This is a genomic window from Pseudomonas fluorescens HK44, from assembly GCF_000217955.3.
In the GTDB taxonomy this organism is placed as follows: Bacteria; Pseudomonadota; Gammaproteobacteria; order Pseudomonadales; family Pseudomonadaceae; genus Aquipseudomonas; species Aquipseudomonas fluorescens_AQ.
Genome location: NZ_AFOY02000017.1, coordinates 116,918 through 133,531, shown reverse-complemented (window position 1 = coordinate 133,531; position 16,614 = coordinate 116,918). Strand labels below are relative to the sequence as shown.

The 16,614-nt window shown below is 57.5% G+C and carries 16 protein-coding genes and 1 pseudogene; 11 read left to right on the top strand and 6 right to left on the bottom strand.

Features of this window, described 5'->3' with window-relative positions; genetic code table 11:
• Positions 1 to 62: 62 nt before the first annotated feature.
• From groL to HK44_RS21345, 4 genes are all read right to left on the bottom strand, one after another.
• A complete protein-coding gene (groL, locus tag HK44_RS21360; RefSeq protein ID WP_019693339.1) occupies positions 63 to 1,706 on the bottom strand; it encodes a chaperonin GroEL in 1,644 nt (547 codons plus the stop codon).
• A 49-nt stretch (positions 1,707 to 1,755) separates the two neighbouring features.
• Positions 1,756 to 2,049, bottom strand: a complete 294-nt coding sequence (locus HK44_RS21355; RefSeq protein ID WP_008032125.1) for a co-chaperone GroES — start codon at positions 2,047 to 2,049, stop codon at positions 1,756 to 1,758.
• Positions 2,050 to 2,295: 246 nt separating this feature from the next.
• Positions 2,296 to 2,772 (bottom strand): FxsA family protein, encoded by a 477-nt coding sequence (locus HK44_RS21350; RefSeq protein WP_019693340.1) that lies wholly within the window; start codon positions 2,770 to 2,772, stop codon positions 2,296 to 2,298.
• A gap of 66 nt (positions 2,773 to 2,838) precedes the next feature.
• Positions 2,839 to 3,570, bottom strand: coding sequence for a HugZ family protein (locus tag HK44_RS21345; RefSeq protein WP_019693341.1), 732 nt, complete (start codon positions 3,568 to 3,570; stop codon positions 2,839 to 2,841).
• 165 nt (positions 3,571 to 3,735) lie between these two features.
• Here HK44_RS21345 and HK44_RS21340 point away from each other — a divergent pair, with 165 nt between their 5' ends.
• Positions 3,736 to 4,494: an SDR family oxidoreductase gene (locus HK44_RS21340; protein ID WP_019693342.1), complete on the top strand. Its 759-nt coding sequence runs from the start codon at positions 3,736 to 3,738 to the stop codon at positions 4,492 to 4,494.
• 94 nt (positions 4,495 to 4,588) lie between these two features.
• A pseudogene (locus HK44_RS21335) lies at positions 4,589 to 5,589 on the top strand (IS110 family transposase); the annotation flags it as partial.
• A gap of 417 nt (positions 5,590 to 6,006) precedes the next feature.
• Here HK44_RS21335 and apbC read toward each other — a convergent pair.
• On the bottom strand, positions 6,007 to 7,101 hold the full coding sequence (gene apbC, locus HK44_RS21330) for an iron-sulfur cluster carrier protein ApbC (protein WP_019693343.1): 1,095 nt from the start codon (positions 7,099 to 7,101) through the stop codon (positions 6,007 to 6,009).
• Positions 7,102 to 7,394: 293 nt separating this feature from the next.
• Between apbC and metG the strand changes: the two genes are divergently transcribed.
• From metG to HK44_RS21290, 8 genes are all read left to right on the top strand, one after another.
• The gene (gene metG / locus HK44_RS21325) at positions 7,395 to 9,446 is read left to right on the top strand and encodes a methionine--tRNA ligase (protein WP_019693344.1); all 2,052 of its coding nucleotides are present in this window, start codon (positions 7,395 to 7,397) and stop codon (positions 9,444 to 9,446) included.
• A 120-nt stretch (positions 9,447 to 9,566) separates the two neighbouring features.
• Positions 9,567 to 10,154 (top strand): Rnf-Nqr domain containing protein, encoded by a 588-nt coding sequence (locus HK44_RS21320; RefSeq protein ID WP_019693345.1) that lies wholly within the window; start codon positions 9,567 to 9,569, stop codon positions 10,152 to 10,154.
• Entirely contained in the window at positions 10,151 to 11,365 is a 1,215-nt protein-coding gene (rsxB, locus tag HK44_RS21315) for an electron transport complex subunit RsxB (RefSeq protein WP_019693346.1), read from the top strand. The genes HK44_RS21320 and rsxB overlap by 4 nt, the downstream gene beginning before the upstream one ends.
• Positions 11,352 to 12,350, top strand: coding sequence for an RnfABCDGE type electron transport complex subunit D (locus HK44_RS21310; protein WP_019693347.1), 999 nt, complete (start codon positions 11,352 to 11,354; stop codon positions 12,348 to 12,350). The genes rsxB and HK44_RS21310 overlap by 14 nt, the downstream gene beginning before the upstream one ends.
• Positions 12,347 to 12,952, top strand: a complete 606-nt coding sequence (locus HK44_RS21305) for an RnfABCDGE type electron transport complex subunit G (protein WP_019693348.1) — start codon at positions 12,347 to 12,349, stop codon at positions 12,950 to 12,952. The genes HK44_RS21310 and HK44_RS21305 overlap by 4 nt, the downstream gene beginning before the upstream one ends.
• A complete protein-coding gene (locus HK44_RS21300) occupies positions 12,949 to 13,539 on the top strand; it encodes an Rnf-Nqr domain containing protein (protein WP_019693349.1) in 591 nt (196 codons plus the stop codon). Before HK44_RS21305 ends, HK44_RS21300 begins: the two co-directional genes overlap by 4 nt.
• Positions 13,540 to 13,564: 25 nt before the next feature.
• The gene (gene nth, locus HK44_RS21295) at positions 13,565 to 14,203 is read left to right on the top strand and encodes an endonuclease III (protein WP_019693350.1); all 639 of its coding nucleotides are present in this window, start codon (positions 13,565 to 13,567) and stop codon (positions 14,201 to 14,203) included.
• Between the two features lie 107 nt (positions 14,204 to 14,310).
• Positions 14,311 to 14,490 (top strand): PA3496 family putative envelope integrity protein, encoded by a 180-nt coding sequence (locus HK44_RS21290; RefSeq protein ID WP_019693351.1) that lies wholly within the window; start codon positions 14,311 to 14,313, stop codon positions 14,488 to 14,490.
• Positions 14,491 to 14,674: 184 nt separating this feature from the next.
• Here the strand turns inward: HK44_RS21290 and HK44_RS21285 are convergent, their stop codons facing one another.
• Positions 14,675 to 15,301 (bottom strand): response regulator transcription factor, encoded by a 627-nt coding sequence (locus tag HK44_RS21285; RefSeq protein ID WP_019693352.1) that lies wholly within the window; start codon positions 15,299 to 15,301, stop codon positions 14,675 to 14,677.
• A 483-nt stretch (positions 15,302 to 15,784) separates the two neighbouring features.
• Here HK44_RS21285 and HK44_RS21280 point away from each other — a divergent pair, with 483 nt between their 5' ends.
• Positions 15,785 to 16,477 (top strand): hypothetical protein, encoded by a 693-nt coding sequence (locus HK44_RS21280; RefSeq protein ID WP_019693353.1) that lies wholly within the window; start codon positions 15,785 to 15,787, stop codon positions 16,475 to 16,477.
• The last annotated feature ends 137 nt before the right edge of the window (positions 16,478 to 16,614 follow it).

The window sequence follows — 16,614 nt, the reverse complement described above, 5'->3', positions numbered from 1 at the left end:
GACATAAAAAAACCCCGCCTGCATAACGCAGGCGGGGTTTTTTCGTACAGGGTAAGGCTGGCTTACATCATGCCGCCCATGCCGCCCATACCGCCCATGTCTGGCATACCGCCGCCAGCTGGTGCGTCTTCCTTGATCTCGGCGATCATGGCTTCGGTGGTGATCATCAGGCTGGCAATCGACGAAGCCGCTTGCAGAGCCGAACGAGTCACTTTGGCCGGGTCCAGGATACCCATTTCGATCATGTCGCCGTATTCGCCGGTAGCAGCGTTGTAACCGTAGTTACCCTTGCCCTGCTTGACCTTGTCGACAACAACGCTTGGCTCGTCACCGGAGTTGGCAACGATCTGACGCAGTGGCGCTTCAACAGCGCGACGCAGCAACTGGATGCCTACGTTCTGGTCATCGTTGTCGCCTTTGAGCTCGGAGATCGCTTGCAGAGCGCGAACCAGTGCCACGCCACCGCCAGGCACCACGCCTTCTTCAACGGCTGCACGGGTAGCGTGCAGGGCGTCTTCAACGCGGGCTTTCTTCTCTTTCATTTCAACTTCGGAACCCGCGCCAACCTTGATCACTGCAACGCCGCCGGACAGCTTGGCCAGACGCTCTTGCAGTTTTTCACGGTCGTAGTCGGACGAAGTATCAGCCACTTGTTGACGGATCTGAACAACGCGAGCCTGGATGTCAGCCTCAACGCCAGCACCGTCGATGACAGTGGTGTTTTCTTTGGACAGGATCACGCGCTTGGCATTACCCAGGTGTTCCAGGGTAGTGCTTTCCAGGCTCAGGCCGATCTCTTCGGAGATAACGGTACCGCCAGTCAGAACAGCGATGTCCTGCAGCATGGCCTTGCGACGGTCGCCAAAGCCCGGGGCTTTGACAGCTGCTACTTTAACGATGCCACGCATGTTGTTCACAACCAGAGTCGCCAGGGCTTCGCCTTCAACGTCTTCGGCAACGATCAGCAGAGGACGGCCGGCTTTGGCAACGGCTTCCAGTACTGGCAGCATTTCGCGGATGTTCGAGATCTTTTTGTCGACCAGCAGGATCAGCGGACCGTCCAGTTCGGCGGTCATGGTCTCTGGCTTGTTGACGAAGTATGGGGACAGGTAGCCGCGGTCGAACTGCATGCCTTCTACAACCGACAGTTCGTTTTCCAGGCCCGAGCCTTCTTCAACGGTGATCACGCCTTCTTTACCGACTTTTTCCATGGCTTCGGCAATGATGTCGCCGATGGAGTTGTCGGAGTTGGCCGAGATGGTGCCGACCTGAGCGATGGCCTTGGTGTCAGCGCATGGCTTGGACAGGGCTTTGAGCTCTTTGACGATAGCGATGGTCGCTTTGTCGATACCGCGTTTCAGGTCCATCGGGTTCATGCCGGCAGCGACGGCTTTCAGGCCTTCGTTGACGATCGATTGAGCCAGAACGGTCGCGGTGGTGGTGCCGTCGCCTGCGTCATCGTTGGCACGGGAGGCAACGTCCTTGACCAGCTGCGCGCCCATGTTTTCGAAACGGTCTTTCAGCTCGATTTCTTTGGCTACGGAAACGCCGTCCTTGGTGATGGTCGGAGCGCCGAAGCTCTTCTCGATGATCACGTTACGGCCTTTAGGGCCCAGGGTCGCTTTTACTGCGTCAGCCAGGACGTTGACACCGGCGAGCATTTTCTTACGGGCGGAATCGCCGAATTTAACTTCTTTAGCAGCCATGATCGATATTCCTTAAATACTGTTGTAGTAGCGGGAAATTGAGCGCAAATCAGCCTTCGATAACAGCGAGAATCTCGTTCTCAGCCATTACCAGCAGGTCTTCACCGTCGACTTTCACAGTGTTGCTGCCGGAGTACGGGCCGAACACAACCTTGTCACCCACTTTCACGGCCAGCGCACGCACTTCACCGTTGTCCAGCACGCGGCCGGTACCTACAGCAAGGACTTCACCGCTGTTGGCTTTTTCGGCAGCCGAACCTGGCAGAACGATACCGCCAGCGGTTTTCTTTTCTTCTTCGCTGCGACGGATGACGACGCGGTCATGCAGAGGACGAAGCTTCATTGTCGATCTCTCCTAATTGTGGTTTTCAGCGGCCGGTGTAATCCCGGCAGGTTAAATTCCGGCGTTGCCGGTTGCGGCTCGTCAAGCGAACCGCGGAAGTCTGTCTGGTGATCTTCACCAGAAACCTTGCGGTGACCGTTACATAAGGGCGCATAAGCTTATTACAAGGGCGGGGCAGTGATTTTTTTTACGGCACCGACCACAGAAACGAACACGGCACCCGAAGGTGCCGTGTCAATGAAACAGTTATTTGGAGTCGCGGTGCTCGAACTCGCCCTCGATCACGTTCGGCTCACGGCCCAACGGTTGACGCGGAGCCGGGCCGCCACGCGGTTGCAGATCATCGGCAAAGGCACGCTGACGAATGACCTGCTCTTCGGCGCGCTGGCGCATCTTATTGGCCAGCAGCCGACGGGTGATCGGCAATATCATGATCAGACCGATCACACTGCTGATGAAACCCGGCAGGATCAACAGACCGCCACCCAAGGCCAGCATCAGGCCTTCAAGCATGGTCTGCGCTGGCAGTTCGCCGCGATTCAGGCTTTCACGAGCGCGCAAGGCGGTCGCCAGACCGGCGATGCGCAGCACGAACACGCCGAACATCGAGCCGAGAATAATCAGCAGCAGCGCCGGGAAAAACCCGATGGCCGCGCTGACCTTGACGAATACGAACAGCTCCAACACCGGGAACAGCAGAAAGAGCAACAAAAAAGGGCGCATCAAATGGTTCCTCAACGCAAGAATGCCTTGCAAGTAAAACCTAGATGACGTCGCCGTTTCGTGATTTCAAGCGTCGGCTGTCGCATTTTTCGGCCAATGCTCGGCGTGAGCCAATAAAACCAAGGCTTCGCGTACTTGTGTCGGCGTATTACACACCTCCGGGAACGGCAACCAGTAAAGCCCCTGGCCAATGCGCAGGTGCATCCCTTCGCTGTCGATACCCGCCAACTGAGCGGGTGCGGTTTTCGGCAAGCCGGCCAGGTCGACGTAATGGGCGATGGCCTTGGCGTGGTCGGCGTTCATGTGTTCGACCATACTCACTTCAGCCTTGCCGGCGAACGGGTTGGCCAGGGTCAGTTGGTCGACCCAGTGAATCGCACCGAAACCGCCGATGTAGCGATGCCGTACCGGTTTGAGTACCCAGAAGTCGAAATCATGCGCCTTGTGATAATTCTGCGAATCCGGGAAATAGCGGTAATAACGCTCGGCGGCGGCATCGATGGCAGCCTGGTCTTCGATTTTTTCCGCCTCGGCCAGGTAGGTCAGGCGACCAACGGCCTGCACGTCTTCAGCCTCGCGCTCACCCACCAGCAATGAGCATTTGGGGTCTTTTTGCAGATTGTGGGTGTGCTGGGCGATCCGGCTGATCAGGATCAGCGGCCGACCCTGCTCGTCCAGGCAATAAGGAACCACCGAGCCGAACGGGAAACCGGGCATCGCCTTGGAGTGTGTCGAGAGCACTCCGCGGTATTCCTTGAGTAACAATTCTCGGGCATGCTTGGCAGCTTCAACGCTCAATTTATGACTCCTTATATAGAATCCGTCAAAAAAACGGACAGGCACCTGGGACAAAGTTCCAGCAATGCCCTCGGGCAGTTCTCATGTGCAGCCAGGCCAAACCAGGTGCAGATCGAGAGACTCTCTAAAAGGAAACTACTCTGACCTGCCATTGAGGGCATGCGAATGAAACTCACTGACAAAGTAATCATTATCACGGGCGGTTGCCAGGGTTTAGGCCGTTCGATGGCCGAGTATTTCGCCGCCAAGGGCGCAAAACTGGCGTTGGTCGACCTCAATCAGGAGAAACTCGACCAGGCCGTCGCCGCCTGCAAGGCCGCCGGCGTCGAGGCTCGCGCTTACCTGTGCAACGTCGCCAATGAAGAACAGGTGACGCATATGGTCGCCCAGGTTGCCGAAGACTTCGGCGCGATCCACGGCCTGATCAACAACGCCGGGATTCTGCGCGATGGCCTGCTGATCAAGGTCAAGGATGGCGAAATAACCAAGCTGAGCCTGGCCCAGTGGCAGGCCGTGATCGACGTCAACCTGACCGGCGTGTTCCTGTGCACCCGGGAAGTGGCGGCGAAAATGATCGAGCTGAAGACCAGCGGTGTGGTCGTCAACATTTCCTCGATCTCCCGCGCCGGCAACGTCGGCCAGACCAACTACTCCGCCGCCAAGGCCGGGGTTGCTGCGGCCACCGTGACCTGGGCCAAGGAACTGGCGCGCTACGGCATTCGCGTGGCCGGTATTGCGCCGGGCTTCATCGAAACCGAAATGACCCTGGGCATGAAACCTGAAGCGCTGGAGAAAATGACCTCCGGGATTCCGCTCAAGCGCATGGGCAAACCGGAAGAAATCGCCCATTCGGCGGCGTACATCTTCGAGAACGACTATTACACCGGCCGGATCCTGGAAATGGATGGCGGTTTGCGCATTTAAGACCTACCTGAAACCAATAATGAAATGGCTACCCCCGCCGCCCCCTGTGATCGCCCACTAAGCTTTCGCAGGGGGCTCATCGGAGACCGTTGCCATGAACAAAGTAGCTATTGCCGCCATCGATCTGGGAAAACACTCTTTCCATCTACACGCGCAAGATGATCGTGGTCATGAGTTACCGCAAAAAGTTTACTCGTGCGGCGCTCATGCAGCACCTGATGAATCTCGAACCCTGCACCGTTGTGATGGAAGCCTGCGGCGGAGCCCACTTCATGGCGCAGGAGGTCGCGAAGCTGGGACATACGCCCAAGCTCATTGCCCCGCATCTCGTACGCCCTTACGTGAAAAGCAACAAAAACGACTTCGCTGATGCCGAGGCGATCTGCGAGGCGGCGACTCGTCCAACAATGCGCTTTGTACACCCCAAAACCCAGGCTCAGCAGCTGCTGGCCATGCTCAACTCGACACGCGATTCGTTCATCAAAGAGCGCACCGCGACCGTCAATCGGATTCACGCAGCGCTTTTGGAGGTCGGCGTCAGTCTGGCCACAGGCTTCAAGCCCATCAAAGAACTGCCCGCTCGGCTTGAAGCGAGTTCAATTCCTGTGCCCATCAAAAAACTTCTGACGAGGTTGCAGGAGCACTTCACCTATCTGGATGGGCAGATCAAGACGCTGGACAAGGAAGTGGAATGCCAGGCCGCCGAAGATGATCTGGCGGCTCGTTTGATGACCATGCCCTGCGTAGGCCCGATCACCTCCAGCGTCCTGGCTGCCGAATTGGGCGATGGCAAGCAGTTCAAATGCGGCCGAGGCTATTCGGCCTCAATCGGGCTGATACCCAAACCAGCATTCTACGGGCGGCAAGACCGTCCTGCTGGGCATCAGCAAGCGAGGTGATCGCAACCAGCGGCGCCTGCTTGTCCAATGTGCCCGTGTTTACCTGATGCAACTGGACCGACAGAAAGGCTGGCTGGCGGACTGGGTCCGGCAGCTATTGGCCCACCATCACTCCAACCATGTGGTCTGCGCGCTGGCCAACAAGCTGGCGAGGGTCGCCTGGGCGATTGCGGCCCACCACACCGAATTCGATGCAGGAGCCAGCCGCGATGAACGCCTGACCTGCTGTGACCACCGCCAGCACCCCACCACACCTGGTTTTGCGATGCTGGATAAGCTGATGGACGCTGAACGGGCCAACCGCCCTGACGACAAACCCTGAGCTCCCACCACCGCTGAAAGGCCGTCGAATAAATTAGGATCGTCGCGTATGCGATTCTCATTCGAGGCGCGCGGGGTTGCCACCCCACACAGACGCGCGGATAGATGAAAGCAAGCCAAACACGCATCAACAAAACAGTATTGCAGAAAAGGGGGTAACCATAGATGTGGGAGCCGGGCGGCGCTCCGTCTGCTCGCGATAGCGGTGCAACAGTCACAATCAATCGTGAATGTTATGCCCTCATCGCGAGCAGGCTCGCTCCCACAGGTTCAGCATGCTATTTGACAGATATCAATCGTCGCTGACGGTGATGTTCGGCATCGCTGGCGTGGCAGCTTCCTGCAAGACAATCCGCGCCCCCACGTGACGGGCCAGTTCCTGGTAGACCATGGCGATCTGGCTGTCCGGTTCGGCAATCACTGTTGGCTTGCCGCCGTCAGCCTGCTCGCGGATCACCATCGACAGCGGCAGCGATGCCAGCAGTTCGACGCCATATTGGCTGGCCAGTTTCTCGCCGCCGCCTTCACCGAACAGGTGCTCGGCATGACCGCAGTTGGAGCAGATGTGCACGGCCATGTTTTCCACCACGCCGAGCACTGGAATGTTGACCTTGCGGAACATCTCCACGCCTTTGCGGGCGTCCAGCAATGCCAGATCCTGCGGCGTGGTGACGATCACCGCACCCGCCACCGGGACTTTTTGCGCCAGGGTCAACTGAATGTCACCAGTGCCCGGCGGCATGTCGATCACCAGATAATCCAGTTCGCTCCAGGCCGTCTGCGTCACCAGTTGCAGCAAGGCGCCGGAGACCATTGGGCCACGCCAGACCATCGGCGTGTTGTCGTCGGTCAAAAACGCCATGGACATGACTTCAACGCCATGCGACTCGATCGGCACGAACCACTTCTGGTCCTTGATTTTAGGTCGGGTGCCTTCCGGGATGCCGAACATGATGCCCTGGCTCGGGCCATAGATATCGGCATCGAGGATCCCGACCTTGGCGCCTTCGCGGGCCAGCGCCAACGCAAGGTTGGCGGCGGTGGTGGATTTGCCCACACCCCCCTTGCCGGACGCCACGGCGACCACGTTCTTGACGTTGGCCAGGCCTGGAATCTGCGCCTGAGCCTTGTGCGCGGCAATTACCGTGGTGATGTCGACTTTGGCCGAGGTCACGCCCTCCAGGCCCTCGATAGCCATTTGCAGCATCTGCGCCCAACCACTCTTGAACAGGCCGGCGGCGTAGCCCAGTTCCAGTTGAACGCTGACGCGGTCGCCCTGGATGTCGATGCTGCGCAGGCAACCGGCGCTGATCGGATCCTGGTTCAGGTAAGGGTCGGTGTACTGACGAAGGACGGCTTCCACCGCTGCGCGATTGACGGCGCTCATGGGCAACTCCGATAACAAGACTGGAAAATCAGACGGGTATCCTACGCCGGACACTCATTTGTGGCGAGGGAGCTTGCTCCCGCTCGGGTGCGCAGCAGCCGTAATTTTATTGACGCGGCGATACTGTCAGCTCGGCGTCACCTTATTTGGGGCGGCTTCGCCACCCAGCGGGAGCAAGCTCCCTCGCCACAGGTATTCGCAGCCGATGCATCCGGAAACAGGCCTGAAGGGTGAAAAATATGCGCCGGCGCTTTATAGTGGCCGACCTCCGTTTCATCAAGTAGCCGAGCCCCATGTCCGAGCCACGCAAGATCCTCGTCACCAGCGCCCTGCCCTATGCCAATGGTTCAATCCACCTTGGCCATATGCTTGAGTACATCCAGACCGATATGTGGGTGCGCTTCCAGAAGCATCGCGGCAATCAATGCACTTACGTCTGCGCGGACGACGCCCACGGATCGGCCATCATGTTGCGCGCAGAAAAAGAAGGCATCACCCCGGAACAACTGATCGCCAACGTCCAGGCTGAACACAGCGCCGACTTTGCCGAGTTCCTGGTGGACTTCGACAACTTCCACTCCACTCACGCCGAAGAAAACCGTGAGCTGTCGAGCCAGATCTACCTGAAGCTGCGCGACGCCGGGCACATCGCCACGCGCTCGATCACCCAGTATTTCGACCCGGAAAAGAAAATGTTCCTGGCCGACCGCTTCATCAAGGGCACCTGCCCGAAGTGCGGCACTGAAGACCAGTACGGCGACAACTGCGAAAAATGCGGTGCCACCTACGCGCCTACCGACCTGAAAGATCCGAAGTCGGCGATCTCTGGCGCCACGCCGGTGCTCAAGGATTCCCAGCACTTCTTCTTCAAGCTGCCGGACTTCCAGCACATGCTGCAGGAATGGACCCGCAGCGGCACCCTGCAAGACGCGGTCGCAAACAAGATCGCCGAATGGCTGGATGTCGGCCTGCAGCAGTGGGATATCTCCCGCGATGCGCCGTACTTCGGTTTCGAAATCCCTGACGAGCCAGGCAAGTACTTCTACGTCTGGCTGGACGCGCCGATCGGCTACATGGCGAGCTTCAAGAACCTCTGCGCACGTCGTCCCGAACTGGACTTCGACGCCTACTGGGCCAAGGACTCCACCGCCGAGCTGTACCACTTCATCGGCAAGGACATCGTCAACTTCCACGCACTGTTCTGGCCAGCCATGCTTGAAGGCGCGGGCTACCGCAAGCCGACCGGTATCAACGTACACGGCTACCTGACCGTCAACGGCCAGAAGATGTCCAAGTCCCGCGGCACCTTTATCAAGGCCCGGACGTACCTGGACCACCTGTCGCCGGAATACCTGCGTTACTACTACGCCGCCAAACTCGGCCGTGGCGTCGACGACCTCGACCTGAACCTCGAAGACTTCGTGCAGAAGGTCAACTCCGACCTGGTCGGCAAAGTCGTCAACATCGCCAGCCGCTGCGCAGGCTTCATCCACAAAGGCAACGCCGGAGTGCTGGTGGCCGGTAATGCCGCGCCAGAGCTGACCGAAGCGTTCCTGGCCGCTGCGCCAAGCATCGCCGAGGCTTACGAGGCTCGCGACTTCGCCCGTGCCATGCGCGAAATCATGGGCCTGGCCGACCGTGCCAACGCCTGGATCGCCGACAAGGCGCCATGGTCGCTGAACAAACAGGAAGGCAAGCAAGACGAAGTCCAGGCGATCTGCGCCCTGGGCGTCAACCTGTTCCGCCAACTGGTGATCTTCCTCAAGCCCGTGCTGCCGTTGCTGGCCGCCGATGCCGAGGCGTTCCTCAATGTCGCGCCGCTGACCTGGAACGATCACGCAACCCTGCTCAGCAACCATCAGCTGAACGAGTTCAAACCGTTGATGACGCGTATCGACCCGGTCAAGGTGCAAGCCATGACCGACGCTTCGAAAGAAGACCTGGCCGCCAGCCAGACCGACACCGGCGATGCCGCCCCACAAGGGAATGGCGAACTGGCCAAGGATCCGCTGTCGCCAGAGATCGAGTTCGATACCTTTGCTGCCGTCGACCTGCGGGTGGCCCTGATCCTCAAGGCCGAAGCCGTGGAAGGTGCGGACAAGCTGCTGCGCCTGACCCTGGATATCGGTGACGAGCAACGCAACGTGTTCTCCGGCATCAAGAGCGCTTATCCGGACCCGGCCAAGCTTGAAGGTCGTCTGACGATGATGATCGCCAACCTTAAACCACGCAAAATGCGCTTCGGAATGTCCGAAGGCATGGTCATGGCGGCCGGCCCTGGCGGCGAAGAAATCTACCTGTTGAGCCCGGACAGCGGCGCCAAGCCGGGTCAGCGCATCAAGTAAGGTGCCTGGCTGAACCGATCCCACCGTCGCGCTGACTCGCGGCGGTGGGATTTTCATATCTGCTTGCCGGATAATGCCTAATCTTTAAGCACAGGCCCGTTCGCTCAACCCGGCACGCCCATGACCGACATTCTGCTCACGCTCATCAGCACCGCCCTGATCAATAACGTCATCGTGCACTGGCCGCTGGGTGTCGATCCGTTGATGCAATCGACGCGTGAACCTGCCATCGAGCGTCGTCAGGTTCATGCCCTGGGCATTGCGACCACCTCCCTGATGTTGCTCAGCGGCCTTCTGGGTTACGCGGCTTATTACTGGCTATTGATACCGTTGGGTCTGGCGTCCTTGTACCTGTTTGTGTTTTTGCCCTTGAGCGTGCTGCTGATTACCCCGGTGCTGAATCTGCTGGCGCGTGCCCTGCCGCGGTTACCATTCAACGGCTTGTGGCCGTTGCTGCTGGGCAACGCTGGCCTGCTGGGGCTAAGCCTGTTCGGCATGCAAGGCGACAGTGGTTTGGGTTATCACGCAACGCTGTGTCTTGGCGCCGGGCTGGGTTTCTGGCTGGTGCTGAGTCTGTTCAGCGACCTGCGTCAGCGCACTCTCAATAACGATGTGCCCCTGCCCTTTCGTGGCCTGCCGATCGACCTGATCAGCGCCGGACTGATCGCAGTGGCCTTTCTCGGCTTCAGCGGACTGATCAAAACATGAGTCTGATTCAACGTATCGACGCACTCCTGCCGCAGACCCAATGCGGCAAATGCGGCCACCCCGGATGCAAGCCCTACGCTGAAGGCATTGCCAATGGCGAGGCAATCAACAAGTGCCCGCCGGGCGGTAACGAGACCATTTCAGCGCTGGCCGAACTGCTGAAAATCCCGGTGCTGGAACTGGACGTCAGCCGTGGCTCGGCACCGGCGCAAATTGCATTTATCCGTGAAGCCGAATGCATCGGCTGCACCAAGTGCATTCAGGCCTGCCCGATCGACGCGATTGTCGGCGCGGCAAAACTGATGCACACGGTGCTTATCGACGAATGCACCGGCTGCGATCTGTGCGTAGCCCCCTGCCCGGTGGATTGCATCGAAATGCATCCTTTGCCCTCGGCCAAGGTGCTGCCGATTATCGGTGGTCTGGCATTCACGCCCGAAGAACTGCAGGCACGCACCGCCAAACGCGATCACGCAAGGCAGCGCTTCGAACAGCGCAATGCGCGCCTGCGCCGTGAGGAAGAGCAAAAGCACGCCGAACGACTGGCCCGCGCGCAAAAAGCCGCGCAACACAGCGACGCCAGCAACACCCCGCTGCAAGACGCCATAGCCCGGGTTCAGGCACAAAAAGCCGCTGCCGCCGATGCCGCGCTGAAAAAAGCCAAGATCGATGTGGCGATGAGCCGCGCACAGTTGAACAAATCGCTGAAGGCATTCGGGCATCCACCGACCTTCGAACAGCAGTCGCAACTGATCATTTTGCAGCAGCAGTTCGAAGCCGCCGAGCAGGCCCTGGCACAACTCGAAAGCACTGTGCCTTCAGCACCTGCACAACCGACGGCGCCGCCCAACGACGCGGAACTCAAACGCGCGAAAATCCAGCTGGCGATGCGTCGCGCCGAGCTGAAAAAAGCCCAGGCCAGTGAAGCCCCGGCCGAGCAACTGGAAGCGCTCAGCGCAGCCCTGGCTCAAGCCGAGCAGGCGTTGCACGATGCCGAAGGCGCCAGCGAAAAACCGGCACCCGATCTGGTACGCGTCGAAAAACGCCCCATCGACGCTCAACTGCGGCAACTGAAAACCGAACTGGCTTATGCCCGCGCCGATGTCAGCAAGCTCGAGCGGCATCCTGATACGCCGGCGGAGCTCCTGGCCAAGGCCCGCGAAAGGCTCTGCGAAGCCGAGCGCCAGGTAAACGCCTATGTCGCCCCTTGAACCGGTCGATGATCGCCTGCAACAGGCGATGAAGCGGGTTTTACTGGCCACCGTGCCGGGCATGCTGGTGTTGTTCTGGTTATTTGGCTGGGGCGTTCCGATCAATCTGCTGCTGGCCTGCGCCAGCGCGTTGGCGGTTGAAGCGCTGGTGCTGCGCTTGCGCAAATACCCGCTCAAGCCTGCGTTAAGCGACGGCAGCGCGTTGGTCAGCGCCACCTTGCTGGCGCTGGCGTTACCGCCTTACTGTCCATGGTGGCTGACGGTCAGTGCTGCGGCATTCGCGATGTTTTTCGGCAAGCACCTTTATGGTGGCGTTGGCAAAAACCCGTTCAATCCGGCCATGCTCGGTTTTGCGCTGGTGCTGGTGTGTTTCCCGCGACAGATGACCCACTGGCCGACGTCCCACGGGATGAATCTGCTCGCTGGCCTGCAACAGATTTTCGGTTTCAATTTCAGCGGTGTCGAACAGCCCGACGCCTGGGTGACGGCCACGGCGCTGGATAGCCTGCGAATCAACAAAAGCCTGACCATCGACGAACTCTTCGCCGGTAACCCGGCGTTTGGCCACGTTGGCGGCAAAGGTATCGAATGGGTCAACCTGGCCTTCCTCGCCGGCGGCGCTTTCCTGTTACAGCAGCGGGTGTTCAGCTGGCATGCCCCCGTCGGCATGCTCGGCAGCCTGTTCGTCATCAGTCTGCTGTGCTGGAACGGCTCGGGCTCGGACTCCCACGGCTCCCCGCTCTTTCACTTGCTGACAGGCGCGAGCATGCTCGGGGCATTCTTTATCGTGACCGAACCGGTGTCCGGAGCGAAGAACCCCAAAGCCCGCCTGATGTTCGGCGCGGGCGTCGGCCTGCTGACCTACCTGATTCGAGCCTGGGGCGGCTATCCCGACGGGGTGGCCTTTGCAGTGCTACTGATGAATCTCTGCGTACCGGCCCTGGAACGCCTCGCTGCTGCACAACCAGAGCCTCGTACGCCATGAACCGGAATCTCAGTGTGCTGATGCTGGTCGTCGTGGCCGGACTGGGCGCAGGCGCGACATTTTTCCTGCAATACGCCGCTGCGCCACGCATTTCGACCGAACAGCACTTGATCGAGAGCCGCAAACTGTTCGACATGCTGCCGGCCGGCAGCTACGACAATCAGCCGTTGGACCAGCCCCTCGAACTCAAGGATATCGCGCTGAGCAACAGCACCTTGCTGGGCGGCTACCTGGCGACAGCAGGCGGAAAACCCAGCGCAGTGATATTACGCAGCCAGGTGACGGGTTACGAAAACGCGATCGAGCTGCTGATCGTGATCGACGTCAACGGCAAGCTGCTGGGGGTCAAAACCCTCAAGCAATCGGAAACACCAGGGCTGGGCGGGAGAATCGCCGACCAGCCCAATCCCTGGCTTCAGGGCTTTTTCGGCAAGTCGCGCAACGACCCCAGTGACAGTGGCTGGGCACTGAAAAAAGATCAGGGGCAGTTCGACCAATTGACCGGGGCAACCGTCACTTCGAGGGCGGTGATCAGTGCGATCCATGATGCGTTACGCTATTTCGACGAGCATCAGCCACACCTGATCGGGAGCGGACAATGAACCAGTCCTCGATGCTGCAAAACTCGCTGATCCTGACCCCATTGATCGGTGCCAGCGACTCTCTGGTGAACGCCTTGAGCCTGTCGCTGCTATCGCTGCTGGTCATCGGCATTTATGGCGTGAAGATGCACGTGTTGCGACCGCGGATTGTCCCGTCCGTGCAGCTGATCACCGGCATGATGCTCGCCGCCACGTTGACCAGCCTTGCCACATTGGCATTGCAGGCCTGGAACGTTGAACTGCACAGGCAGCTGGGAATTTATGCGGGGCTGATTGCTCTGCAATGTGTCGTGCTGGAGCACAACGGCTTTTTCACCCAGGCAGGCAAGCGCAGCCGACTCCAACTGTCTGGCCTGTTTTTGGGTCTGATGATTTTGCTGGGCTTGCTGCGTGAAGGAATTGGCAATGGATCATTCGCCAGCCATCTGTCCTGGTTGACCGGGTTTGCCGATTCCAACGGGCAAGGCTGGCTGTTTGCCGCTGACGGCGGTATACGACTGGCCGTCCTTGCCCCTGGCGGGTTTATCCTGCTGGGACTGCTCATAGCCGCCAAACAAGCCTGGCCTGGTGCCTCAACCTCACACTGACCGCCTTCAAGGAACTGCTCTACTCATGAATGCCGCAAAACGCCTGGAAATTTTCCGCCGGCTTCACGAAGACAATCCAGAACCGAAAACCGAACTGGCCTACTCATCGCCCTTCGAATTGCTGATCGCCGTGATCCTTTCCGCGCAATCCACCGACGTGGGCGTCAACAAGGCCACCGCCAAGCTGTTTCCGGTGGCCAATACCCCGGCAGCGATTTATGCGCTGGGTGTAGAAGGATTGTCCGAGTACATCAAGACCATCGGCCTGTTCAACAGCAAGGCCAGGAACGTCATTGAAACCTGTCGAATGCTGGTAGAGCTTCATGGCGGCGAAGTACCTCAAACCCGTGAGGAACTCGAAGCACTGCCCGGGGTCGGTAGAAAGACTGCAAACGTGGTGCTCAACACGGCTTTTCGTCAGCTGACCATGGCCGTTGACACGCATATTTTCCGGGTCAGCAACCGCACAGGGTTAGCGCCAGGCAAGAATGTCGTCGAGGTGGAAAAGAAACTGATGAAGTGTGTGCCCAAGGAATATCTGCTTGATTCCCATCACTGGCTGATCCTCCACGGGCGCTACGTTTGCCTGGCTCGCAAGCCCCGCTGTGGCAGCTGTCGTATCGAAGACCTGTGCGAATACAAGCAAAAGACCTCCGACGATTGAGGTTCTATTAACTTTATTGATTTACCGATTGAAAAAATCTTTTTTACCCGCCAGGAGAATGTCGATATAAGAGGCGCCAACGGCAGTCTTAGCCTGGAGTTAACCTTATGAGCACTGGCAAAGAACAACTGGACACAGAAGACGACTTCATCTCTGTTGAGGCCGATGATGCCGAGCCTGTGGTAGAGGTAGCGAAGACCAACCTGAGCAAACGTCGCACCATCGATAATCTCTTGGAGGAGCGCCGCTTGCAAAAGCAACTGGCCGATTACGATTTTGACCTTTAACACCTGAAAGCCTCCCGAAATGGAGGCTTTTCAGCACGCCCTCAACCGCTGGGCAATGCCCTCTGATTCAATGCACCCAGAGCGCCCGGACATCAGGACAAGCCATCCGGCGACTCAAAATCCAACCAGACGCCGCTTACCTGCAAGCGTCTCCATGCGCCAAGCACTGCGCACCCCGAGAGACTCAAACCAGACCATTACGCTGCGCAAGCTCGATCAGGTCTACCAGCGAGCGAGCATTGAGCTTTAATAGCAGACGCGTTTTGTAAGTACTGACGGTTTTATTGCTGAGGAACATTCCATCGGCAATTTCCTTGTTGGTCTTGCCTCGGGCCAACTGTTGTAAAACCATCATTTCCCTTCCAGACAGACGATCCACCATGTCTGCTTCACTCGCATTCCCCAAACTTGAGCGAACCGAGTGCAAAGCCTGATTCGGAAAATAGCTGTACCCGGACAATACAGCCTTGATCGCACTGAGCAACTCGGTGAGATCCTGCTGCTTGCAGACATACCCGGCTGCCCCTGCCTGCATGCAACGCATTGAAAAGTGACCGGGAGCCTGCGACGTCAAGACCAGCACTTTCAAAGGCGTGGTGGTCGAGGTCAAGCGTGCAATAACTTCAAGGCCATCCAGTTTCGGAATACCGATATCCAGTATCACGATATCCGGCATCTGTTCACGGGCAAGTTGCAAGGCATCTACACCATTGTCCGTTTCGGCAATGACTTCGTAGCCATGACGCTCCATTAGCATACGTACAGCAAGACGAATGACGGGGTGATCATCCACGATCAGCACTTTATTCATGGGCAAGTCCAATTTTCGCTGTTCGAATTTTTAGAGCCCGCACAATAGCGTAGTCGTTTGGACCTTGGGATGCTGCCCACCCCAACCACCCACACCGAGAGACAATCCCTACAAACAACAAAGATTCCCCCTACAGGATTTCATAAAAAACAATGTCGCTTAAAGTTTATTCGAGGCTATACCCTCCTCTGATCAACTGTTTTTTTTCAGCAGGCATCAAAAATCGGCTGACAACACATACTCCACCCCGGCCAATCCGGAACATCAATCTACTGTCAAAAAACAACCCGCTTTCGCCCCCCTTTACATAAATCACACTAAAAGAAGGCTATGGATCCGTTAAAAATAGTGATAAAACTGCAAAGCAGACCGCTCCACAAACCCTTTACAAACAATAATAAATTAGTACCAGACAACCACTACCACCCAACAACTTCACCCACAAGGAATCCACTATAGATCACTATTTAACGAGCAATCAAAATGACAAAAACTCAAAAAAAAATCTCCAACCCAATGACCATAATTGCGATATTTGCGACACTCTCCGAAACTTCGGCGGCCGTATCGCTGCCCTTTCTTGATAACGAGGAGCGTCAGACTTACATCTGGTTTCTGATCAGCTTCCCTTTTTACCTGCTCTTTCTATTTTTTATTACGCTAAACTTTAACTATAAATCCCTGTATGCCCCTTCTGACTTTCAAAAGAGCAAGCAGTTTGTAAAAGTCATCGACGATGCTGCTCAACCAGAAAAAAACAGAAAAACCTCCATCAACGACCCTGTTGAAGAGGACAATCAACCACACTCAATCAAAGGAGGTAAACCCGACTATCTGCTTCAGGGCGCACCCGCTCCACCTGCCTATATAACCTTCATCGCAAACCTGTCGACCCAACACCCAGTGTCCTTACCCGCGTCAATACACGGCATGCGGATCATTGATGCACGATGGACTCGTAAAAAGAAAGATGTCGACAGTTTGATGAGTGCTCTCTATTCAAGGAAACACCACCACAGTGAAGTGATCGTCTTTCTGACGAGCGGTGAGTCGGGACATTTGATTAACGAAAGAGCACTCAAAAAATCAGATGCAAAAGCCCTGAAGCACAACGACTCTTTTTACATGATTTATAACTTGAGCACATTGGCCGTGACCGTCGTCAGCCAGCCCTGACACCTACCCAGTACAGTGGCCGGGTAAATAGTCTCTGACACAGACAGAACAGAAAGGAGGGGGTACAGACAATCCAGGAAGTTAAAGCGCAAGACCTGGTAACACAGATTCAGGAGACAAACAGCCACACACGAATT

Excerpts from the sequence above, each read along its gene's own strand:
- groL (WP_019693339.1), bottom strand. The coding sequence starts at position 1,706 with ATGGCTGCTAAAGAAGTTAAATTCGGCGATTCCGCCCGTAAGAAAATG.
- HK44_RS21355 (WP_008032125.1), bottom strand. The coding sequence starts at position 2,049 with ATGAAGCTTCGTCCTCTGCATGACCGCGTCGTCATCCGTCGCAGCGAA.
- HK44_RS21350 (WP_019693340.1), bottom strand. The coding sequence starts at position 2,772 with ATGCGCCCTTTTTTGTTGCTCTTTCTGCTGTTCCCGGTGTTGGAGCTG.
- HK44_RS21340 (WP_019693342.1), top strand. The coding sequence starts at position 3,736 with ATGAAACTCACTGACAAAGTAATCATTATCACGGGCGGTTGCCAGGGT.
- apbC (WP_019693343.1), bottom strand. The coding sequence starts at position 7,101 with ATGAGCGCCGTCAATCGCGCAGCGGTGGAAGCCGTCCTTCGTCAGTAC.
- metG (WP_019693344.1), top strand. The coding sequence starts at position 7,395 with ATGTCCGAGCCACGCAAGATCCTCGTCACCAGCGCCCTGCCCTATGCC.
- HK44_RS21320 (WP_019693345.1), top strand. The coding sequence starts at position 9,567 with ATGACCGACATTCTGCTCACGCTCATCAGCACCGCCCTGATCAATAAC.
- rsxB (WP_019693346.1), top strand. The coding sequence starts at position 10,151 with ATGAGTCTGATTCAACGTATCGACGCACTCCTGCCGCAGACCCAATGC.
- HK44_RS21310 (WP_019693347.1), top strand. The coding sequence starts at position 11,352 with ATGTCGCCCCTTGAACCGGTCGATGATCGCCTGCAACAGGCGATGAAG.
- HK44_RS21305 (WP_019693348.1), top strand. The coding sequence starts at position 12,347 with ATGAACCGGAATCTCAGTGTGCTGATGCTGGTCGTCGTGGCCGGACTG.
- HK44_RS21300 (WP_019693349.1), top strand. The coding sequence starts at position 12,949 with ATGAACCAGTCCTCGATGCTGCAAAACTCGCTGATCCTGACCCCATTG.
- nth (WP_019693350.1), top strand. The coding sequence starts at position 13,565 with ATGAATGCCGCAAAACGCCTGGAAATTTTCCGCCGGCTTCACGAAGAC.
- HK44_RS21290 (WP_019693351.1), top strand. The coding sequence starts at position 14,311 with ATGAGCACTGGCAAAGAACAACTGGACACAGAAGACGACTTCATCTCT.
- HK44_RS21285 (WP_019693352.1), bottom strand. The coding sequence starts at position 15,301 with ATGAATAAAGTGCTGATCGTGGATGATCACCCCGTCATTCGTCTTGCT.
- HK44_RS21280 (WP_019693353.1), top strand. The coding sequence starts at position 15,785 with ATGACAAAAACTCAAAAAAAAATCTCCAACCCAATGACCATAATTGCG.